The sequence below is a fragment of the Oceanobacillus limi genome (assembly GCF_900111445.1).
GTDB classification, from domain to species: domain Bacteria; phylum Bacillota; class Bacilli; order Bacillales; family Amphibacillaceae; genus Ornithinibacillus; species Ornithinibacillus limi.
Genome location: NZ_FOHE01000025.1, coordinates 18,605 through 41,952 on the forward strand (window position 1 = coordinate 18,605; position 23,348 = coordinate 41,952).

General features: G+C 37.6%; 17 protein-coding genes. 7 read left to right on the top strand and 10 right to left on the bottom strand.

Features of this window, described 5'->3' with window-relative positions; all coding sequences use genetic code 11:
* The first annotated feature begins 478 nt into the window (after positions 1-478).
* Complete coding sequence (locus BMX40_RS17955) at positions 479-1,828, top strand: YjiH family protein (RefSeq protein ID WP_090872544.1); 1,350 nt, start codon at positions 479-481, stop codon at positions 1,826-1,828.
* A gap of 186 nt (positions 1,829-2,014) precedes the next feature.
* Here BMX40_RS17955 and BMX40_RS17960 read toward each other — a convergent pair whose 3' ends face one another.
* The 3 genes from BMX40_RS17960 to ku all read right to left on the bottom strand — a co-directional run bounded on the left by BMX40_RS17960 (position 2,015) and on the right by ku (position 4,924).
* A complete protein-coding gene (locus BMX40_RS17960) occupies positions 2,015-2,320 on the bottom strand; it encodes an aminotransferase class III-fold pyridoxal phosphate-dependent enzyme (RefSeq protein ID WP_090872546.1) in 306 nt (101 codons plus the stop codon).
* A 209-nt stretch (positions 2,321-2,529) separates the two neighbouring features.
* The gene (locus BMX40_RS17965) at positions 2,530-3,519 is read right to left on the bottom strand and encodes an acyltransferase family protein (protein WP_090872548.1); all 990 of its coding nucleotides are present in this window, start codon (positions 3,517-3,519) and stop codon (positions 2,530-2,532) included.
* Between the two features lie 568 nt (positions 3,520-4,087).
* The gene (gene ku / locus BMX40_RS17970) at positions 4,088-4,924 is read right to left on the bottom strand and encodes a non-homologous end joining protein Ku (RefSeq protein WP_090872550.1); all 837 of its coding nucleotides are present in this window, start codon (positions 4,922-4,924) and stop codon (positions 4,088-4,090) included.
* A 105-nt stretch (positions 4,925-5,029) separates the two neighbouring features.
* Here ku and BMX40_RS17975 point away from each other — a divergent pair, with 105 nt between their 5' ends.
* On the top strand, positions 5,030-6,829 hold the full coding sequence (locus BMX40_RS17975) for a DNA ligase D (protein WP_090872552.1): 1,800 nt from the start codon (positions 5,030-5,032) through the stop codon (positions 6,827-6,829).
* A 319-nt stretch (positions 6,830-7,148) separates the two neighbouring features.
* Here the strand turns inward: BMX40_RS17975 and BMX40_RS17980 are convergent, their stop codons facing one another.
* Together BMX40_RS17980 and BMX40_RS17985 are read right to left on the bottom strand one after the other, a co-directional pair.
* Positions 7,149-8,546 carry an L-cystine transporter gene (locus BMX40_RS17980; RefSeq protein WP_090872554.1) on the bottom strand — a complete coding sequence of 466 codons (1,398 nt, stop codon included), beginning with the start codon at positions 8,544-8,546 and terminating at the stop codon, positions 7,149-7,151.
* A 222-nt stretch (positions 8,547-8,768) separates the two neighbouring features.
* The gene (locus tag BMX40_RS17985; protein ID WP_090872556.1) at positions 8,769-9,221 is read right to left on the bottom strand and encodes an OsmC family protein; all 453 of its coding nucleotides are present in this window, start codon (positions 9,219-9,221) and stop codon (positions 8,769-8,771) included.
* Positions 9,222-9,454: 233 nt separating this feature from the next.
* On the opposite strand from BMX40_RS17985, the gene BMX40_RS17990 reads away from it, so the two are divergent.
* Positions 9,455-10,426, top strand: a complete 972-nt coding sequence (locus BMX40_RS17990) for a DUF4003 family protein (RefSeq protein ID WP_090872558.1) — start codon at positions 9,455-9,457, stop codon at positions 10,424-10,426.
* 105 nt (positions 10,427-10,531) lie between these two features.
* On the opposite strand, the gene BMX40_RS17995 is transcribed toward BMX40_RS17990, so the two are convergent.
* The 3 genes from BMX40_RS17995 to BMX40_RS18005 form a co-directional block, all read right to left on the bottom strand.
* The gene (locus BMX40_RS17995) at positions 10,532-10,930 is read right to left on the bottom strand and encodes a DUF488 domain-containing protein (protein WP_090872560.1); all 399 of its coding nucleotides are present in this window, start codon (positions 10,928-10,930) and stop codon (positions 10,532-10,534) included.
* 770 nt (positions 10,931-11,700) lie between these two features.
* Positions 11,701-12,483, bottom strand: coding sequence for a TerC family protein (locus BMX40_RS18000; RefSeq protein ID WP_090872562.1), 783 nt, complete (start codon positions 12,481-12,483; stop codon positions 11,701-11,703).
* 267 nt (positions 12,484-12,750) lie between these two features.
* On the bottom strand, positions 12,751-14,487 hold the full coding sequence (locus BMX40_RS18005; RefSeq protein ID WP_090872564.1) for a phospho-sugar mutase: 1,737 nt from the start codon (positions 14,485-14,487) through the stop codon (positions 12,751-12,753).
* A 189-nt stretch (positions 14,488-14,676) separates the two neighbouring features.
* On the opposite strand from BMX40_RS18005, the gene BMX40_RS18010 reads away from it, so the two are divergent.
* Positions 14,677-15,768: an AI-2E family transporter gene (locus tag BMX40_RS18010; RefSeq protein WP_425287870.1), complete on the top strand. Its 1,092-nt coding sequence runs from the start codon at positions 14,677-14,679 to the stop codon at positions 15,766-15,768.
* 85 nt (positions 15,769-15,853) lie between these two features.
* On the opposite strand, the gene BMX40_RS18015 is transcribed toward BMX40_RS18010, so the two are convergent.
* The gene (locus BMX40_RS18015; protein ID WP_090872568.1) at positions 15,854-16,705 is read right to left on the bottom strand and encodes a GNAT family N-acetyltransferase; all 852 of its coding nucleotides are present in this window, start codon (positions 16,703-16,705) and stop codon (positions 15,854-15,856) included.
* A 208-nt stretch (positions 16,706-16,913) separates the two neighbouring features.
* On the opposite strand from BMX40_RS18015, the gene BMX40_RS18020 reads away from it, so the two are divergent.
* Complete coding sequence (locus BMX40_RS18020; RefSeq protein ID WP_090872570.1) at positions 16,914-17,102, top strand: SE1832 family protein; 189 nt, start codon at positions 16,914-16,916, stop codon at positions 17,100-17,102.
* 106 nt (positions 17,103-17,208) lie between these two features.
* Here BMX40_RS18020 and BMX40_RS18025 read toward each other — a convergent pair whose 3' ends face one another.
* On the bottom strand, positions 17,209-19,044 hold the full coding sequence (locus BMX40_RS18025) for a cation:proton antiporter (protein ID WP_090872572.1): 1,836 nt from the start codon (positions 19,042-19,044) through the stop codon (positions 17,209-17,211).
* Positions 19,045-19,418: 374 nt separating this feature from the next.
* Between BMX40_RS18025 and brnQ the strand changes: the two genes are divergently transcribed.
* Together brnQ and recQ are read left to right on the top strand one after the other, a co-directional pair.
* On the top strand, positions 19,419-20,711 hold the full coding sequence (gene brnQ, locus BMX40_RS18030) for a branched-chain amino acid transport system II carrier protein (protein ID WP_090872573.1): 1,293 nt from the start codon (positions 19,419-19,421) through the stop codon (positions 20,709-20,711).
* Between the two features lie 354 nt (positions 20,712-21,065).
* On the top strand, positions 21,066-23,207 hold the full coding sequence (recQ, locus tag BMX40_RS18035) for a DNA helicase RecQ (RefSeq protein WP_090872575.1): 2,142 nt from the start codon (positions 21,066-21,068) through the stop codon (positions 23,205-23,207).
* The last annotated feature ends 141 nt before the right edge of the window (positions 23,208-23,348 follow it).

The following is a 23,348-nucleotide window of genomic DNA, read 5'->3' on the forward strand; positions in this document are numbered from 1 at the left end:
ACCATGTACGTTATATTGTACATACATTTATTCACGTTATCAATACTATTAACTTAAAATATTCAAAAATAATTGTTTTTTAAAGTTTTTTACGTTCTCATTCGTTCTTTCTACATAATATGTTGTATTTTGCATATGATTCTACACCAATCTTTAAAGTGAGGACTGCCGAGGGAATCCTGTTTTCCACTTTGTGGTACATCCGTTTCGAAAAGTACAACAAATTCCTACTATGGATCGGACTTAAAAACAACAATCTATTTAGAAAGCTTTGGTTATTTTCAGCATATCTCGTTAAAAATAAACCAGAAGCTAAAATAGTATATATATGCATTAATATTAATTTTGACACATATTTATACATGCTTTATACTTTTATAGTTGGATTTTATAAAAAGCAGGAATACAATAGCAATCTATGAATATTCCTTCTAATGAAGGATTTACGTATATACTTAACTGGATAAGGCGGGGTTTTATGAAGAAAAGAAATTATTCATTTTGGGAGCATCTTAAATTTATACTCCCTTCGTTAATCGGTATTTTATTTTTTATTACACCAGTACAAACTGATGAGGGGTTTACCATTCCAATTGCTATTTTAGCGAATTGGGTACAGGAAATCTTAGCTAATCATCTGTCCTTGATTATGATGATCATCATAACGGTTACTGCGATTTTCACTGTTTTCGCTCGAATCAGTGGTCCAAACGTATTTACTCGTGCACCATTTTTTCGGAATTTGTTTTATACGAGTATGTTCTGGACGTTAACAAGGGTACTTGCGGCAATCTTTGCTATTATGGTCTATTTCCAGATCGGCCCTGAAGCTGTTCATGGCGCAGACACCGGACAATTACTTCTAGATGACTTATTACATGTTTTATTTGCTGTCTTTCTATTCGCTGGTTTACTACTGCCATTATTAATGAACTTTGGTTTAATGGAATTGTTTGGAACATTAATGACAAAAGTAATGCGTCCATTATTCAAACTGCCTGGTCGATCATCCATTGACTCCTTAGCATCATGGATCGGCGATGGTACGATTGGTGTTCTTTTAACAAGTAAGCAATATGAAGAAGGTTACTATACCAAGCGAGAAGCTGCTGTAATTGGTACCACCTTTTCTGTTGTTTCCATTACCTTTACCTTAGTTGTGATATCAGAAGTTGAATTAGAGTATATGTTTCTTCCATTTTATGCAACTGTACTTATAGCAGGCTTAGTCGCTGCATTAATTATGCCAAGAATTCCACCACTATCCAGGAAGTCAGATACGTATGTAAATGAGTCAGCAACTGGTATTGAGGAAGAAGTTCCTGCTGAACATAACACATTTACATTTGGCTACCAAAAAGCAATTGAACGAAGTAAAAAAGAAACTAGTATTACGAAGTTTTTCAAAGATGGTGGTCAAAACGTATTGGATATGTGGATGGGAGTTGCACCAGTAGTTATGGCATTTGGCTTAATAGCTTTGATTATTGCGGAAAACACACCTGTATTCGCATGGCTCGGAATGCCCTTTATTCCAATCCTAGAATTGTTGCAAGTTCCATTTGCCGAAGAAGCATCCCAAACCATATTAATTGGATTTGCCGATATGTTTCTTCCAGCAATTATAGGTGCGTCAATTGAGGCAGAAATAACTCGATTCATCATTGCTGCACTATCTGTTACTCAGCTCATTTATATGTCTGAAGTTGGTGGACTGTTACTCGGTTCCAAAGTACCGGTATCCTTTAAGGATCTAATCGTTATTTTCTTATTACGAACAATTATTACATTACCGGTTATTGTCGGAATTGCCCACCTGTTGTTTTAATCAAAATGCAAAAACGCCAAAATTTAAGCGAATCCTCGTTACGTTAGTCGCCAGAATATCTGGCACAGCGTTTTCGGATTCGCTTTATAATTTTTACTGGTTTCCATATATGGGACTTTGGTCTTTACGAACTTTCCTACATAATTACTAGCTAGCGAATGCCTAGTAATTAAATTAATTAAACTATTACAAGCTCTTTCCGACCACTAACAAAGCCTCATGAAGAATCGCAATAATTTGTTCCACTTGTTCTTTTGTGATTATAAATGGTGGGGCAAATGCTAATGTATCCTGCCCATCATATAGAACTGCACGACAAAGCAAACCGCGTTTTAATGCTTCTTGGACAACTATTGGTGCAAGGGGTGCATTAATAGTGCTTCTCAAACTAATAGCTCCTAATAAACCCAGACCTCGAACTTCGTTTATTACTTGATTGGATAAGGTAATTGGATGAAGAAGGTGAGTTATGCTACGGAAGAATATTCGAATTCATGCAGGAAGAATTTCAATAAATTTCTTTTTGCTTTTTATTAGCTTATGAGTAACCCCCTAATCTAATTAACTATTTTAGGAAAAAGCACATAAAACAGGCCACCCTAGTTGTGGCCTGTTTTACACTATTTATATACTTCTCTTTAAAAGGGGGGTACAACATATTAGACGTATGAAACAACCTTTTGGTTTCATTTTCAGCTCAATTATTTGCTTGCAACATATTTTTTTAGAATGGATGCTTTCCCCTCAATTATCGGCTGACTAATACTTAAAATAGGACGACTCGATAAAAGAAGTACTATCCCTGCAGAAATGACTGCTAGACCAAACAAATCAATTACACCATCGACATAGAAGACATCATTTTGTCGGAAGTATTGGATGAAGATCCCGTGTAATAAATAAACATACAACGTTCTTGTTCCTAGCTTCGTAAACTTATATTGTTTATTGGGTACCCATGCTAACACACTCATCGCCATTAGCGTAGCCGTAATATAAACTAATAGCCGAGCAGCCCCTCCATATTCCGGCATTCCAAGATCACCATATGACTTGGATGCAAGGAGCCATCCTGAGTTGAATTCTGGAGCATAGTAAATTGCTAGAGCTACAATGGTCATAACGATGATAGAGGTAATTCGGAAGCTCTTTTGCTTTAGGCGCATCACATGATCGGTAGTTACTAAATAACCTAGTAGGAAAAATGGAAAGAAAACAAACGTCCGAGATAAACTAAATTGATGTCCAATCTCTGGAAAATAACCTACAATTAATCCGATTAGAACAGTTATGGAAATACTATATACTGCCGGAATTCTTTTAAACCAATACAAGAGGATATGCCAACTAAACAAGCTAAATAAAAACCATAAGGACCAATGTGGATGAAATAAATCCGTCAGACGGACAGAATCCCCAATGTAAATATAATAGCTTGAATAAATGAATTGGAAAATAACATATGGTAAAAGTAGTTTTTTGGCTAATTTTAATAGATAATTTTTATCACCAGAGCCTTTCGCAAAGAAACCTGCTAAAAATATAAACGCTGGCATATGAAACGTATAAATCCACTTATACAGTGTATTTACTCCTGTCGAATCAATTGTAATTGGTTGAATTACATGACCAAATACAACTAAAAAGATCAATAGTAGTTTGGCGTTGTCAAAGTAAGCATTTCTCTCCATGTTGCACACCTCTTTAAATAAAAATAAATCCTCAATAAGTAAGGCAGTGGTTATCGATGATGGCTTCCACAAGTAACCATTAGAAATGTCAGTACTCGATAACGGTAATCTACGTCACTTTCCCATTCCTCACTATTGAGTAAAATACGATCTGCTATCCACTGGCTGTTAACTCTTCCCTACTATTTCACTCTAAGTCTTGTAACTATGTTAACTAGAAGGGATTACCTAACATTTACTACCCACAACAAAAGGGATAGATCTATTCTGATAATACGTTTTACCCGTATTGTACCAGCTATAATCAGATTTAAATTCGATTTAAAAAGGTTGTTATTGGATTGTAAGTTGCATGAAAAATAGATAATGAATTGTAATCGTTTGTAATTTTTCATGCGTCTCGAGTCGATTTCCTCTCTAAATATTGCTATCCATTCGTTCAAGTACCGTGAACTATTTGTAATAATTCACAATTTCTACGCCGATTATGACCATTTATACACTACAGACAGGATGTCCCTAAACTAATTTACCAACAAAAAATGCCTCCGTTTTGGAGACATTCGTTTTATTGCGCCTTTTTCTTTTTAGCTGTTGTTTTTCGTTTTGGTTGCTTTGGTTTGGGTTTATCCTTTTTCGCTCGGTCTAAGGAAGCTTGCAAAGCACCCATTAAATCCGTAACATTATCAGGTTTTGGCTTTTCTTTTGCAGTTGTCGTTTGATCTTGTCCTTTTTTCTCTTCAATTAAATCAAGCAATGCCGTACGATACTCATCCTTATATTTATCCGGTTCAAATTCTGTGGTAAGTTGATCAATCAGCATCTTAGCAGTATCTAACTCTTTTTTAGCAATTTCTGTTTCTTCTGGGACGTTTGGTACATCTTGGACATTTCGTACTTCATCTGGATAATGGATCGTCTCCACGACAAGTGTGTTTTCATAGATACGAATGATCGCCAGCTGCTCCTTGGAACGAATCATCATTTTTGCGACGCCAATTTTCCCAGTATCCTGTAATGCAGCTCGTAGCAATCCATATGCCTTGCCTCCACCTTCATTTGGTGATAGGTAATAGCTTTTTTCAAAGTAAATCGGATCAATTTCCTCCAATTTAACAAAGTCCACAATTTCAACAGAGCGATCTTCCTGCTCTTCTTTTAATGCAGCTAAATCCTCTTCTTCTAAAACAACGAATTTATTTTTGGCATATTCATATGCTTTTACAATTTCATCATTTTCTATTTTGCGATCACAAACCGGACAGACTTTTTCATATTTAATCGGTGATTGGCATTCTTTATGTAGCTGCCTTAGTGAAACATCTTTGTTTTCTGTCGCTGCATGTAGTTTCACCGGAATATTCACTAGACCAAAGCTAATGGTACCTTTCCACATCGTGTGCATGAAAAAACCTCCTTTTCCTTTAGTTTGTCGAAATTAATTCTTCTTATCCTCGTTGTTTATTTTCTTCTTGTAAAGCTCATTTTAAGAAGGAAGGGAGTTTTATAAATGGACGTAATGAAGCCCATTCCTAGCTCAGAAATACCTATCGGTGATGAATGGTTATATGAAGTAAAATATGATGGCTTTCGTTGTGTATTAGAATGGAAAGAAGACGGTAGTGTAACCTTAACAAGTAAAAACAAAAAGGATTTAACGCCGCAATTTCCTGAAATTGTTCATTATTGCAAGGACAAAATGGACAAAGTAAAGACGTATCTTCCACTAACGTTTGATGGTGAATTAGTCATTTTAAATAATGGTTTTCAGGCAAACTTCTCTTGGATCCAAAAACGCGGCCGACTGAAAACAAAAGCCTCCATTCAAGATGCTACCTCTAAAAGACCTGCTACTTTTTTATGTTTCGACTTGATTCAGTATCAAAGTGCTACATTAGAGAAGCAACCTTTTGAAAAACGGAAGCAAAAGCTAGTTGACTTATTTCAATTAGTTGGCTTTGATGAACGCATTCGTTACATAGAACCGTATGAAGATGCAGAGCAGTTATGGAAGATTGTTTTTGACTATAAAGGAGAAGGAATAATAGCAAAACGCAAAAGGAGCTACTATGGTCCAGGAAAAAATCATCGAGCCTGGTTTAAGATAAAGAACTGGCGAACCTTTCGAGGGTTTTTAACTGCGTATGACAGTAATAATGGGTATTTTGACGTTTGTGTATTCCATGGAAATGATATGGTGGAAGTCGGTAAATGCAAACACGGTCTGGATGCAGAAGCTTTTGCTACAGTAAAACAGCTCTTTGTACAAAATGGAGAGAAGCAAAATGATAGGTACCTCTTACCACCTGCCATATGTGCTGCCATTCATACATTGGACATTTATCGTGGCGAATTACGAGAACCAGAATTCGATTCCATACTTCCCAATGTTAAAGCAACCGACTGTACAATAGACCAGTTCACTTTAGATATGGCTATGTTACCTACTTCCTTTGATGTCAGTAATACAGAAAAAGCATACTGGCCAGATTATAATCGAACAAAAGGGGACTTACTTGTTTATATAAGAGAAATTGCACCTTATATGCTCCCCTTTCTTCAGGAACGAGCGTTGACAATCATTCGTTGTCCAGACGGTGTAAAAGCCGAATCATTTTTTCAAAAACACCGTCCCAGTTATGCTCCTTCCTTTGTAAAGGGAGTTGGGTCTGGTGATGAGCAATTAATCATTTGTGATTCACTCGAAAGTTTAACATGGTTCGCCAATCACGGTGCAATTGAATATCATGTACCCTTCCAGCGTATCGGAAGTTCTCAGCCAAACGAAATCGTATTTGATTTAGATCCCCCAGATCGAAGCAAATTTGAATGGGCAATTCGTGCAGCAAGAATCATTAAGCAATTACTAGACGATTTAGAGCTAACATCTTTTGTTAAAACTTCCGGAAATAAGGGATTACAAGTTCACATTCCAATTCCAGAGGGGAGCATGACTTACGAGAATACAGCCGTATTCACCCAGGCAATTGCATGGACTGTAGAAAAACAAAAACCTGAATGGTTCACTACCGAACGAATGAAAAATAAACGAAATGGACGCATGTATATTGACTATGTTCAGCACGGAAAGGATAAAACCATTATCGCTCCTTACTCCCCTCGCAAAACAGCTGAAGGTACAATATCTATGCCTTTATTTTGGGAGGAAGTAAATGAGGAATTACGACCCGAACAGTTTACCATTAAAAATGGCTTAGAACGAGTCCAACAGCTCGGCTGTCCTTTTGCTAATTATTTTGAGATTGGAAAGGATCAAAACGTAGAACGTATCATGAATTTGGTGAAGTAACATCTACAAAGTGTATTAGAGGTGGTTGAATATCAGATGATTGGATTAGATATTCAGCCCCCTTTCTAGACAGCCACTTTTCCGGCATATAAACGCAAACTCTAGAAAGGAATAGACTAGCTGGTACTTGCCATTCTAAAACGAATATGGTGTTCCAATCATGAAGGCAATTTCCCAGTGGGGCCCGTTACTTTCATACCTTCATTCCCTCTATGAGAGCATGAAAAAACCGAACAAATTTCAAATTCTAATGGAATTTGAATTGTTCGGTTCTCCCCTTGGGCTAAGACACGATTGTGTATCAGCCTCATTTCCATAATTACATCGAACTATTATCTTCTATTGCAGTTTTATCATTAAATGTTTTAACATTCAATTTTCCAAGGATACGGGATGTCAACGTACCGGATACCATTGCCCCATTTACGTTAAGAGCGGTACGTCCCATATCAATAAATGCTTCGATTGAAATGAGTAGACCAGCCAATGCAACTGGCATGTTCATGGAGGAAAGCACGATTAGGGCAGCAAATGTTGCGCCTCCACCTACACCAGCAATTCCAAATGAACTAATCCCAATTATGACAACTAACTGTAAAATAAACCAAGGATCTAATGGATTTATTCCTACCGTTGGTGCAATCATAACTGCTAGCATCGCAGGATAAATTCCTGCACAACCATTTTGCCCCATTGTTGCCCCAAAGGATGCAGACATGTTTGCTACACCTTGGTCAACCCCAAGAGAATTTTTCTGGGCTGATATATTTAATGGGATTGTTCCCGCACTAGAACGTGATGTGAAAGCGAATCCTAGTACAGGAATTACTTTTCTCAAATACGTGAATGGGTTTAAACCAAATACTCCAACTAATACTAAGTGAATGATAAACATAACCAATAATGCGACATAAGACGCTAATACAAATTTTCCAAGTTCTAAAATTCCCGCAAAATTTGTGTTTGCAACCGTTGTAGCCATTAAAGCCAAAATACCATACGGTGTTAAACGTAAAATCAACGTTACAATTCGCATAACAACGGCATAGACTGCGTTAACCATTTTGGTAAACATTTCTGCTTGTTCTGGATTTTTCCGACGCAAGCCTAATACCGCTATCCCGACAATTACAGAAAAGATAACAACGGCAATTACGGAAGTCGAACGCTCTCCAGTCATATCTAAGAAAATATTTGACGGAATAAAGTTTAGAATCTTTTGTGGTGTTGACTGTCCTTCAACAACATCATCTAATGTTGATTCTAGCATAGCCCCACGTTCCGTTTCTGCTTGGCCCGCTTCGATTTGTTCTGCACTTAAGTCAAACACATAAGCTGCTCCAATACCAATAATTGCAGCAACCATTGTAGTAGAGATTAATATCCCAATAATCCACCCAGACATTTTTCCTAGTTCTGCTGTTTTTTCGAGATTAATAATGGACTGAATAATCGAAACCAATACGAGCGGAATAACGATCATCATTAGAAAATTAATGTAGCCCCGACCAACAATACTATACCAATCTGTTGTTGTTGCGAGAACCTCAGAACCACTGCCATACGCCCACTGCAGGATCCCACCTAGCACAATACCTAGCCCCAAGCCAGTAAATACACGTTTAGAGAACGATACATGTTTGCGTTGCATATAGATTAGTAAACCTATAACAGCAAGCATAACTGCAATATTAAGCAAAATATAAAAAATATCCATCCTATTTACCCCCTATTTCATTTTAATTAGTATATGCACCTAAAAAAGTCGTGCTCCCTAATATACTATAATTCCGATAAAAATAGTATGACTTAAATAAAATACCTTTCTTCTAGCAAACTGTCAAGTAATAAATTTTTGTTAGATTGTTTGATAGATATTACCCATTAAAATAAATCCCTTATTCCGCTCTCAAACAGAATAAGGGATTTATTCTTAACCTTAACTATTGTGCGGAAGGATAGTTGCCTCTAATTCTAGTTCGACATTCCCTTGAATAGCCCGCGATATCATACAGCTTTTCTCGGCCTTTTCAACGAGCTGATGGAGCTTCTTCATTTCCGCTTCTGTTGCATTTAATTCTAACGCAACGGTTGGTCTATGAATAATTTTTTTATACGTAAAAACGCCATTTGTAACATCAACAATTCCTTCTGATTCCAAAGCCATCTCTTTTAGTGGCAGGTTCGCTCGTTCAATCATTGCTGCAAGCGTGATAATATAACAAGTCGCCGCCGCTCCAAGAAGCATCTCGTCTGGGTTTGTCCCAACACCAGGCCCGTCCATTTCTGGAGGAATTGATATTTTTGTTTTCAAGTTTCCCGCATCAATAAACCCTTCACTATTTCGGCCACCCGGCCAGTCTGCATGTAAATGAAAATGATGTTCCGCCATCTAATCACCTCAATTACCATTGTAGCTTTTCTAAAATTGAAACGCTATTACTTCGCCTATCAAGTGAATACGAATTAATAGTAGTTAAAAACTTTGAATGAAGCGAAATGGGAAGGATATTATAGAAGAAGATGGAATCCAGTGAGGGCAATATAATGCCGCATTTCTAACCATTTGAAACTTATTACCATCTAAAATCGTACTACGTATTACAAGGAAAGGAGTATTACTACATGAATACCAAAGTACAAGACTACAGTACAACATTTAAAACACTACAAAAAAACATGAAATGGAAGGTTTCTGATAAGCGAATATTGATGACCATTGCCTCCATCTACGTTATGAATAACAAAAAATTAGATATAACAAAGCTGCTTCAACTTGCCGATAAAATAAAAAGTCGCGCTAGTTTATTTTCGTCCATGAAATCTTATCCACGTTTTACAACTTCCGCTATGTTAGATGTGAATTTCGATGACCCTGAAGCGAAAATTTCGAGTTTATATGATTACTACCATAAACTAAAGCAAGCAAGATTCAAAAGTGGTACGTATACTTATATTGCTGCAACTATCTTACTTACAAATGAACCTCATCCACATTCCATCGAAACATTAATTCAAAAAGCGAAGAAAATTTATGACGGCATGAAACAAGAGCATGGATTTTTAACAAATGAGGGTGACTATCCACTAGCAATGTTACTTGCCTACCAAGAACGGGTGGATTACATTCAACATATTGAAGCGTATTATGAAAGACTCGCAAAAAATGGATTCCGAAAAGGAAATGATTTGCAATTTCTAAGTCACATCCTGTCTTTAAAAGAGGATGAAAATCCCGACAACCTGGTTAACCGCTGTCTTCATGTATCAGATCGATTAAAGGAAGCAGGAATTCGGACCAAAACCATGTACTACCCAGTGTTTGGCATACTCTCTCTTCTACCACCTGATGTATTTCATGTAAACGAAATTATGGATATGTACGATGCACTTTGTGCCGAAAAAGATTTTAAATGGCAAAAGGATATGAATGTGTTAATGGCCGTTAGCTTTTTCGTAAATGATAAATTAGAAAACAAAGGTTTAGCAGAGACTAGTATATATACTGTATTGGAAACCGTCATCCAAGCCCAACAAGCAGTCATGATTGCTACAATGGCTGGTGCAACAGCAGCCGCTACTTCAAGTAGCAACTAACCGGACTCAACGTGAGTTCGGTTTTTTATTCTGCATATTACTGGTCGGCCGAAATTATCGCGACGTCCTGTCGCATTGTCGGTATTAGCGCTTCCTAAGCTTCGGTTAAGAGTGGGAGGAAGAATCCCCCTCTGATTGAAGGTTCACTTTATTCGCATCCAGCCATTCCTTAAGTACTTGAGCGTGATTATGTATTTCATCTTTTGCACCATATATTAATGTTACTTTCTTATTTTTGTTAACCATCTGTAATAGTCGGTTTCGGAATTCTTTTTGTTCCCCTGTTTCCAACTCTTCTAGATATTTCTCTTTAAAAGTACAGAATTTACTAGGGTCGTGGTTAAACCATTTTCTTAGCTCCGTAGAAGGCGCAACCTTCTTCATCCATTCATCGATTTTTGCTTCGCTTTTGGAAACCCCTCTCGGCCATATACGATCGACCAAGACCCGAACCCCATCCCTTTCACTTGGTTGTTCATACGCTCTTTTCAATTGAACTGTCATACCATTCACCTCCAGTAAAATAATTTCTAAAAGTGTTTGCCCTTTCCATGGACTAATTCGTAGTAGATGTATGATGCGACGTAACTTTATTGCTTCAAATTATCCTGTCCTAATGGATGTATTCGTTAGAAAGCCGCTACGACAGAACGCTTCGCTTTCCGCGGGCACGGCCTCAGCCAGGGAACTACTTGAATATGCTTCTTTGTTCCCTTGCGCCGAGGAATTAGCTTCGAAGATTTACTAGTAGACGTAGGCGCATCTGTGCGGGGTCTTCGGACTCGTGCTGTTCCCGCAGGAGTCTACACATTCTGCCTCCGCTGTTAAAGTGTTTCTTATTTTGCGAGAATATACATCATGAAACCTATGATTATTGATTGAAATAATCACAATATATATCAGCGGAGGAAATACACGGAGACTCCTTGAAAAAGAAGTCCACTTTTTCTGCGTGCGATGTGGCCGCTGACGAAGCCTTACTTGTCCTGTGGGAAAGCGAAGACGCTGAGACCCCACAGTGATAAGGAACAAAGGCTAGGATCGCCACGTCCTGTGGCAACGCCTTCGTGACCAACATCCTGTTGGCCCGCGAACGAGGAGGCTCAGCGCGAGCCCACGGAAAGCGTAGTGTATTTCCGTAGCGGTGATAGTGACATCCAAAAGTTTTTTAACATCTCTACGTCGCATTATATACGTTATACGCAACAAACGATTCCAATAGAGGAAAAATTAAAAAGCAATCGTGTCCCGAATAGACACAATTGCTTTTTCTTCTAATGGTCCGTAGCTCTTTCTTCTTCTTTGTTTTTACCTGATGCAAACCACCCAATTACTGCAATTGCAACCAATACTGCATAGAAAATAATCTTCCAAGGTGTTGAGTGTGGAAACTCATGAGGAATCCAATGAATATCTGGATGTGCTAAAACGATGACCGCTAATTTCACACCGACCCAACCGACAATGGCAAAGGCAGCTACTTCAAGACTTGGTCGCTTATGAAGCAATCCAACAAAAATATTAGCAGCAAACCGCATAATAATTAATCCAATCATACCACCGGCAAATATCACAGCGAACTGACCGGTGTCTAAGCTACCAATAGTTCCTAATCCAGTCGGAGGTAAGGCTACGGCCAAGGCTACTGCTGCCAAAATGGAGTCTACCGCAAAGGCCAAATCAGCGAACTCTACTTTTAGTACAGTCATCCAGAACCCACTACCTTTTTTAGGCTCTGCTCCTTCTTCTGCTTCCTCTACATCTGTTTTCTTTTTAAACCGATCATACAGGTTTTTAAAAGCAATGAATAATAAATAAGCAGCACCTAACGCTTGAACCTGCCATACATCGACGAGAAAAGAAATGACGAATAACGATCCAAAACGCAAAATAAACGCACCAGCTAAACCGTAAAATAACGCACGTTTACGCTGTTCTTCTGGAAGGTGCCTAACCATAATTGCTAATACAAGTGCATTATCCGCTGCGAGTAACCCTTCTAAACCAACTAAAATAACTAATACCCATAAATACTCTAGCAATAATTCTGCTCCCATATTTGTCTCTCCCTACTGTAAAAAAATTGTCTTCACAACAGGTAATGACCACACAAAAAGACCCTTACCTGTCATGGTAAAGGTCTCGCAAACAACGTCCGTTGCCAACTTAAGCCGGAGATCGTAATCTCGTAATGACGACTTAAATTGTCCAGCTACTCCCCTTTAGGAATGTTAACTTTATTAAACATGCTTTTACGTAATATGTCAATGCTAAGCCTCTACCAGGACGATGTTTTTAAATTATCCAGTACATCGCATCTTTATTCACGATGTAACAATTTCATTAATAACACTTTCCATCGTTCCTTTTAATTCAGCTAACGTTTGCTCGCTTTCTTCTCTTGTTGAACCAAATACACCATAGTAACATTTTATTTTGGGTTCTGTACCTGATGGACGTAGACATACCCAACTATTTTTCTCTAACTTAAATTTAAACACGTTTTCCTTTGGCAAATCAATTGTTTCTATGGCTTTCGTATCCATCATCATGCGTTCGCTCGTTCGATAATCCTCAACCTTCTCCACGTGTAAATTCCCTATTTCACGTAAAGGAGATTTACGAATCGTTTCCATGATTTCGTTAATCTTTTCGGAACCTTCCTTACCTTTTAAGGTTAACGAGGTCATTCCTTCTAAATAGTAGCCATATTTCTTATATAATTCCTCTAATGCATCCAATAAAGTCCTTCCTTGTTGCTTCCAATAATAAGCCATTTCGATAGCCATTACTGCAGTTTGAACGGCATCTTTGTCACGAGCAAAGCTGCGAATGAGGTATCCATAACTTTCTTCATAGCCAAAAATAAACGTTTCACCTGTTGCATCAAATTGACGGATTTTCTCCCCAATATATTTAAACCCAGTTAATGTGTTTAATGTTTTCACACCATACGAGCTAGCAATTGCTTGACCAAGCTCTGAGGTTACGATTGTTTTAATCAATCGTGCATTATTTAACATTGCTGAATCCGTATTTGATAGGATATAATCGACCAAAAGTGCCCCTAATTGATTTCCAGTTAGTACCGTATATTCTCCAGCTTCATTCTTTACAGCTACCCCCAACCGGTCTGCATCAGGATCTGTTCCCAATAATATATCAGCCCCGTTTTTTATTCCTTTTTGGATAGCAAGTGTAAATGCTTGGTGTTCCTCTGGATTAGGTGAAGCAACTGTTGAAAACTCTGGATCTGGCACAGCTTGCTCTTGAACCACATCAACACCTGTAAAGTTCAACTGCTCTAACCCACGTAATACAAGGTCATTAGCCGTTCCATGTAGCGGAGTAAAGACAATGTTAAAATCCTTTACCTGGTTCAACGTGTCTTCTTTCATTTTCGTTATTTGCTTTAACTGTTCTAGGTAAGCATTATCAATATCTTTTCCGACCCATTTTAGTAATTGTCTTTCCTCTAATTCGGCTTGCTCTAAAACAGGTACCATTAATTCATTCTCTATATCCTTTATTGCATCAATAATCTGATTCGCTTCACGTGGAACCATTTGCCCACCGTCTTCATTATACACTTTAAATCCATTATATTCCGGGGGGTTATGGCTAGCAGTAATCATCACACCACCCGCCGTAGCAAGATAGCGAACTGCGAATGACAATAACGGAGTTGGACGTAATGTTTCAAACACATAGGCTTTTATATCAAAGGCCCCTAATACTTTCGCTGTTTCCAATGCGAATTCTTGTGACATGTATCTTGAATCATATGCAATAACAACACCACGATCTTTAACATTTACTGCATTTTCTAACAAGTACTTCGCAAAGCCATTCACAGCTTTACGTACAGTATATACGTTCATACGATTTGTACCTGGCCCTAGTACTCCACGCATTCCACCAGTTCCAAATGTTAATTCTCTATAAAAAGCATCCTCTAAAGCTTTCGGATCATCTTGCATTTTTTTTAATTCAACCTTTAATGATTCATCTAGCTCAGGAAATGAATTCCATTGCTGGTAAACCTGTTCCCAATTACTCATATGTAAATATCCCCCATTAGTGCTGATATGCTCAAATTTTAGCACATTTTCTATTTATAATCTAACCATGGGTGAAAGGTTTAATTAAATAAAAATAAGGATAAACTAACGAATAATGGAAATCCAAGTCTTTCCATTCAACTAAATTAACGGTAAAATAATAAATATACTATATTCGACGAGAAAGTTGTGATAACTTTGTTTGATAAACGGTGGTTTCAAACATTAGTATTTTTTATTCTAGTTTTTCTATTAATCTTGTTAATTTCGGCTACTAATTTCATTTTTGATCCTGTATTTAAATATGTAGGAGCTGTTGCAATTCCATTTATTGGTGCAGGTATCCTTTATTATTTAACCAAGCCGCTAATGGATTTCTTTATGCGATATAAAATAAACCGCTCCTTTTCCATTCTACTCGTTTTTGTTGTATTAATATTAGTAGGTTTTATTATCGTTATGTATATCGTACCGATTGCACAAAGACAATTTGTTAACCTAGTCAATAATATCCCTAAAATGGTGAACTGGGCACAAGATCTTATTACATATTGGCAGGACAATCAAACATTGATTCCGGAAGAAGTAGATAAAGCAATTAATAACTTCACGGAGAATTTACAAACCTACATTGAAAATGTATTGGAATATCTATTTGGCTTTATTGGCCAATTAATTAGTTTCATTTTTGCTATATTCCTTGTCCCTTTCTTTTTATTCTTTATGCTAAAAGATGGTGACAAACTTGTACCATTTGTGACAAAGATTTTTTCCAAGAAAAAAGCGGCAAACATTCGCACGCTATTAGGGAAAATCGATACCGTTTTAACTTCCTTTATTCAAGGACAGTTAATCGTCAGCTTTTGTGTTGGGCTGTTACTTTTTATCGGCTATCTTATTATCGATCTGGATTATTCACTGACTCTCGCTATTTTCGGGATGGTAATGAATGTGATTCCATTTATCGGTCCCTTCCTATCTGTTATACCAGCACTTATTGTAGGCGCATTTCAAGACCCTATGATGATTGTATGGGTAGCATTGGTTATGATCATTGCTCAACAGATTGAGAGTAACTTTATCTCTCCAAATATTATGGGGCGTGTACTTGCATTGCACCCATTAACCGTTATTACGGTCATTTTAGCTGCTGGAAGCATAGCCGGCTTTATCGGCATTCTATTTGCGGTACCGTTTTATGCCATCGTCAAAACAATTATCGTTCATTTTTATGATACGTATGCAGATTCCAAAAAAGATAAAGACGATGCACTAATATAACAAATCTATCGGGAGCAACCACTATAAAATGCACCTGCAATGTTGAAAATAAATAACATTACAGGTGCATTTTTTATAAAAGAATTTATTCATTAAACCGAAAGACGATCGAAGTCCCAACCTCATAAAAACCGATTCTACGATAAATACGATTGGAGGTTGGATTTGCAGCATCCGTATATAAATTGCAAAACTTAAATCCATCATTTAATAGCTTACTAGATAACGAAGCTACGGTACTAGTAGCATATCCATTTCGTTTAAACTTATTTGGGGTAAAAACCGAATTAATTGTAACTCCGTTCTTTGATTTCCTAGAATTGTTTGCCATTGATACTGGTTTCCCATCGACAACCCATAGATAAATGGATCTGTTTTCAATATAGCTGATTGCCATATTTTCTGCTTTTAGCCTTGTAATATACATATTCGCTTCTTGCCCAAATCGGTAGAACCATTTCGCAATTAACGATCTATGTTCACCCGTAGCTTCAATTAAGTTACCATTTTTCTGAGGGGTTACGTTTACATGGTCTAATTGGTAAATGAATTGATTCATTTCTAGCTGGGCAGCTTTACCGGAACGGCGAGTCCACCCTTGAACAAAGGCCTTTGTAACATCCGTAGGCCCTACCACACTAGGTACTTCCACACCTTCTTGGTGGAAGAAATCTAAGATAGAGTCAATAACAGCTTCATTTATTCCAGTTACATCTGCTAAGATCCAATGCTGTGGAGGTGTCTGCATAAACGCATAAATTACGTTATTATCTTTTTCAACAAGACCTAAATAAACACCTTCTTGGTAGGCATCAACATTATTAAAACCTCGATATAATAACCCTAACATTAAGTTATTCGCTGCCTCTTTTTTTAACAGAAGCTCCTCCACTTTTTTCGTATACGTATGTAATGACTTTTCAAATCTAACCTCCATCCAAACGTCCCCCCCTTTTTGAATTAGTAATATTCTAACTTATTTTCTTGTTTTGTAAAGGGGTTTTCCGCTACACTATATAGTGAATATTTGCTATTGAAACGAAGCGAACACTTACTTTTGGCTATAGATTCTCCTCTCAGCCTGCGGTAAACTTGACGATGAGGGATTTTTCCAGTTACATTCATATTAAACGGGAGTGGTAGACATGACAAAAGAACAATTAGAAGCAAAACTTGACGAACTTAAGTCTGATTATGTTCGTATTCAAGCAGATTTAGATAAACTAGTGTATGTACGCGGAAGAGAATCTTCTGCTCAAGAACAGTTAGTACGCTTGGAAAATGAAATTGCAGAAGTCCGCAAACAGCTTGAAAATATCGAAGAAAAATCATAAATTTAGAGGGATTCGCCAGCAAAAATTGCCAAAGTCCTCATGTTATTTATGCAAGAAATTCTTATATACATGAAAATCGCCCAACAAAATTTGTTGGGCGATGTTATTATTGTTCATCTTCTAGTCTTGTTTCAATTTTAGCTTTTTCTTTCGTTGGTGGCATCAGGCTCACAATCGTGTCGCCAACACCTGGTACAGTACGCATCTCTTCTGAGTAAAATTTAATTTGACCAGTAGGCTTAATTAAATATAAGAAGACGGTTTCCTCATCTTTATCTTGCAAATATTGCTTGTAATTATATTGCTCGGTTATTTTTGTTTGGCGGAAAACGAATCCTCGTTCAATCTTTTCGATTAAATCATCCAATGGTGCTTCTTTTTTAAATAACACCCTTCCGCCTACTTTAGAAACAATTTCCTTTGATGATCCATACTCACGATCATATGGACTTACTTTAAATACATTGGTACGCCCATACTCTGGCATAAACGTTGTACAAACTAGCGCATTATATGAATTGCTCGTTGTAGCAGAGATTAAATACTCATATGGAATTGTATCTAAGTTATATTCCGTTTGCTCAGAAAGCATATCTTCATGGTAGAACGGAACTCCCGATTCTCGTGCAATCCGTAGTCTTTCCCATGAGTTATCAACGATAATAACCGGAACACTGGCTTTGATCAACGATTTCGCTAATTCAACGGTAAATTTATTACTTCCAACGATTAGAGATCCTGGTCTGCCTTCCATCGATAGATTAAGTTTTTTTGCTAACCAGCCAATGGAAAATCCATGTGCCAATACGGTAAAGAACACTAAACCAAAGGTTAACGTGGTTAAGATGGATGCATCCTCATATCCCGCTTCTGTTAATACACTAGCAAAATAACTCGAAACGGTAAGTGCCACAATACCACGTGGTGCAATCCAACCAACCAAGAATTTCTCATTCGTGGTTAAGCCACTCCCTATAGTTGATAGAAAGATTGACAACGGTCTAACCGCAAACATCATCAACAATACATAGCCAATAATATTGGGATTGAAAATGTGTAGTAACGTATCCATTTTCAGAGAAGCTGTTAGCATAATAAAAATCGCTGATATTAACAGAATGGTGATATTTTCTTTAAAATGTCTCATATCCGATACAGAGCTAATTCCCATATTCGCAAGGGTCATCCCCATTGCCGTTACCGATAATAACCCTGTCTCATGCATAATTTCGTCTGCAATTGTAAAACACAAGATGACGACAACAAATACAGCTGGTGACTTCAAAAACTCTGGAACATGACCTGTTTCAAACATCCAGCCAATTCCGCGACCACATAGCCAACCAAATATGGCTGCAAATATGGAAGCAGCAAAGAATAGAAGAAGTGCTGATCCATCTGGAGTTGTTGATGTTAAATAAGCAATGATTTCAAAAGCAAATACAGCAAGCAATGCACCAATAGGATCAACAATAATCCCTTCCCATTTTAATATCTTAGCAGGTCTTGGTTTCAGTTTGGATTGACGAAGCAACGGCATGATAACAGTTGGTCCAGTTACGATAAACAACCCACCAATTACAAATGCGACAGCCCACGATAAACCGGCAATATAATGTGCGGTTAATGAACCTAGAATCCAAGCAATAAAAGCTCCTACGGTAGAAATTCGAAAAACCGGTTTTCCTAACCCTCGCAATTCCTTAAAGCTTAAATTTAAGCTCCCTTCAAAAAGAATAATTGCAACTGCTACTGAAATAATAGAACTATATAGTCGGCCAAAGTCTTCTTCTGGATTGATTATTCCTAGGATCGGCCCTACTAATAAACCAGTGATAGACATAACAACAATAGCTGGCATACGATAACGCCATGCTAACCACTGAGATCCGATTCCAAGAAGACCTATAAGCATAATTTCAAATAATAATGACGGAACCATCAGATACCCCCTTAAATCTAGTATGTTGCAATTCATCGTCCACGATCAAACGGACAGTGGAATTGCCCATAAATTAAAATATAAAGACATTCTAAATGTGAAAATAGATATTGTAAACTATATTCTCTTTACAAATCGCAACTTTATTCTATGAGTGGTTTTTATTTGTTGATTTTACAAGGGTTTCACGCTAGAATTCAGAACTATCTTTTTTTAATTGACATTATTTTCTATAGCTAGTAAGCTTAATTTGTTTGTCTTTTACGGTTAATTATTTGAATTTTACTAAAAATAATCTTATTTGTATGTGAACTTGTTTCTATTATTTTATGGAATGGCAGAAAACATACATTGTCTTTTAAGGAGTTCGAATCATGAATAAAGATACCTTCACAATTGGATTTATGTTATTTGCTCTATTTTTTGGAGCTGGTAATTTAATATATCCGCCTACACTAGGGATGGAATCTGGCACCTCCTATTGGGCTGCAATATTTGGTTTTGTCATTACAGGGGTTGGACTTCCTATTCTAGGAGTAACTGCCATTTCTTATGTACAAAATGATGCTCGAGAACTAGCAGATCGTGTCCATCCAGCATTTGGATTGATTTTCACTTCGGTAGTTTATTTAGCAATTGCTCCTTTTTTCGGTATTCCGAGAGCAGCAACGGTAGGATATGAAATGAGTGTGGTCCCCTTCGCAAAGGAGCCATCTTCGTTATCATTATTTATCTTTACTACCATATTCTTTTTACTGGTGTATCTAATAAGCCTTAATCCATCCAAAATGGTGAATCAAATTGGGCAACTTCTCACACCAATTTTATTATTAGCTATTGTCGCTCTAAGTATCGGCGGTTTTATACTGATTAAGAATCCACTTGGCCCACCCGCGGAAAAATATCAAGAATCCCCTTTTTTCACCGGATTTGTAGAGGGTTACTTAACAATGGATGCTATTGCAGCCGTCGCTTTTGGAATCATTGTTGTAAATGCGTTTAAGGAACGTGGCATGACGAACCACCAGGAATTGTTCCGATCAACCCTAAAGGCTGGTTTGATCACTGGAATTGGACTATTTCTTGTATATGCATCCATCGGTTGGATTGGGGCTAGCATCTCTTCTGCTGGCACTTATACGAATGGTGGGGATATACTTTCAAGTGCAGCTCGAATTGTATTTGGTGATTTCGGTGTACTTCTATTAGGAATCATTGTTACTTTAGCATGTTTTACCACATCAGTAGGCTTAGTAGTTGCGGCTGGGCAATTCTTTACAAAGGTAACAAAAATACCTTATAAATGGCTTGCGCTAGTTATTACTGCAGGCAGTTACTTAATCGCAAACCAGGGATTAAATACAATTATTAAGTTTTCCATTCCTGTTCTAACATTTATTTACCCAATTGCCATTGTACTCATTGCCTTAACTTTTATGCATCGATTATTTGGTGGACGTACAGCTGTTTATCGATGGGCTATTCTTTTCACGGCAATGATTAGTTTATATGACGGACTTATTGCGTTTGGCTTTAAGCTGGATAATTTAACTACATTTTTGGCAATGCTTCCCTTTTTCGAAATTGGGTTAGGATGGCTTATTCCAGCTATAGCTGGTGGATTACTCGGTTTTTCCGTTCAAAGATTTGTCAGAAACGATGCTTAAACGATTCACCTCCTTTTAGGTGGATCGTTTTTTCTAGCTGGATAGCAAGTTGATTTTAAGGAACTTATTTTATTGTATTAGTGAATCTCTATTATTGGGGGTTGCTTCATCTCCAATGATAGTTAGATGAACGAATCGATCATTTGACTTTCCGTTGATCCTCCACTTTACTCCTCGGTTTTTGAAGTGGGGTGCTTACGAAGCACAGGACTAACTAGTGACGACAATGTTCGAAAGTTCGTCGCATTTATGTCAGTCTTCCAGTTATGTACGGGATAAAATGCAATTTTCAAAGAATCCCTCCTTTCTTGTAAAAAATATGGTAGGATAAAAAAAGAAAGGAGTAGACCCAAATTGATTGCTGAACAAGAAAAACTATTACAAACTTATTTTGGCTATGAATCTTTTCGGCCAGGCCAAAAAGAAGTCATTAACCATATCATACATACGAATAATACATTAGCGGTTATGCCTACTGGTGGAGGAAAGTCACTATGCTACCAAATACCAGGACTCTCACTTAATGGCACTGCAATCATTATTTCCCCATTAATCTCACTAATGAAAGACCAAGTTGATGCCCTTCAAGCACTAGGAATTCCAGCTACTTTTATTAATAGTTCACTAACAACAGAGGAACAACGAACCCGTCTTCGCGAATTGGAAGCACAGCGCTATAAGTTTGTTTATGTTGCGCCAGAACGATTTGAATCTTCGATGTTTGTTTCTATTATTAGAAGAATTCCAATTGCATTGGTAGCTTTTGACGAGGCACACTGCATCTCGCAATGGGGCCATGATTTTAGACCAAGCTATCGGTCGATCGTGCCGCAGCTAAAACAACTAAACAATATTCCGGTTTATGTTGCCTTAACTGCTACTGCTACCGAGGAAGTGATCTCAGATATTCAATCCATGTTAGACATTGGAGCCGAACATGTTGTCAATACTGGTTTTGAAAGAGAAAATTTAGCTTTTCATATTGTAAAGGGAAAAGATCGAACAAGCTATATTCGTTCCTTTTTACAGGAGCACACTGATGAATCGGGAATTATTTATACCGCAACAAGAAAACAAGCAGACAGCGTCTATGAACAGTTACAAAAACGGGGGATTTCAGTTGCCAAGTACCATGCAGGAATGTCAGAAACAGCCAGGAAACAAGCCCAGGCAGCATTCATTCATGATGAATGCTCGGTAATGATTGCAACGAACGCTTTCGGAATGGGCATCGATAAATCCAACGTCCGTTATGTCATTCATTATGCAATGCCAATGAACATTGAATCCTACTATCAAGAGGCTGGTAGAGCAGGAAGAGACGGTGAAGCCAGTGATTGCATCCTATTGTTCTCTCCTCAAGATATTCAATTGCAGAAATTTCTTATTGAACAATCCCTAATGGATGAGCCAGCCAAGCAAAATGAGTACAAGAAGCTGCAAGCAATGGTCAATTACTGTCATACGCAAGGTTGCCTTTCCTCGTTTATACTCGATTATTTTAATGACACCTCGCTCAAACAGAATTGTGGACGTTGTAGCAATTGTGTAGAGCGACTAGAAAAAACAGATATTACTGAAGAGGCCCAGATGATCCTCTCTTGTGTGAAGCGAATGGGAGAACGCTTTGGTGTTGGTATGACGGCAAAAGTACTGAAGGGATCCAAAGATAAGAAATTAATGGATTTCAATCTTCATCAGCTATCAACATACGGAATCCTGTCAGCCTATACTGAAAAAGAGTTAACGGAGCGGATCCACTTTCTAGTTGCCGAACAGTTGCTTGCTACAGAGGAAGGCAAGTTTCCAACATTAAAGCTAAATCATCAATCCGTTGACGTTTTAAAAGGGAAACGCTCTGTAACGATGTACACTGCTCCAATCCCAACTAGTGAAGAAGCAGATTACCAGGAAGATTTATTTGCTATGTTACGAGATCTAAGGAAGCGACTTGCAGATGAAAAAAATGTTCCACCATATGTATTATTTTCCGATGTAACCCTAAAAGAACTTAGCCGATATTTTCCGGAAACAAAAGAAGATATGTTAGCCATCAAAGGGGTCGGAGAAAGAAAGTTTGAACAGTACGGCGAAGTTTTTCTAGATAAGATTCAAGAATGGCGTAAGGAGAACCCTGATGTGAAAGTGAAAATTCGAATTAGTGACGCCCCTAGACCAAAACGAAAAAAGGAAGCCGATGATACACCAAGTCACATTACGAGTTATAACATGTTCCAATCAGGAAAATCCATTAAAGACATTGCCTCCATTCGGGAATTGACCAAAGTAACCGTTGAAAACCATTTATTCAAAGCATATGCAGATGGCTATCCAATAGCATGGAATATCTTTTTTAACGAGAAAGAAGAAGCAACGGTTTTAGCTGCACGAGAGCAGATAGATGAACCCAAACTAAAACCATTAAAAGAATCGCTGCCGGATGACTATGATTATACAAAGATCAAGGCAATATTAGCGAAGAATGGCTTGATGTAGGTGGAGTGGAAAAAGCTTGAGGAAACAAATTACCTCAAGCTTTTTTGAGATGGTTTTTTGTAGATGATGAGAAGTAGTTTGGATAGGTTATCGACGTTTGTATATGGGTTTATGGGTTTATGGGTATCGACCGTTTGCTCC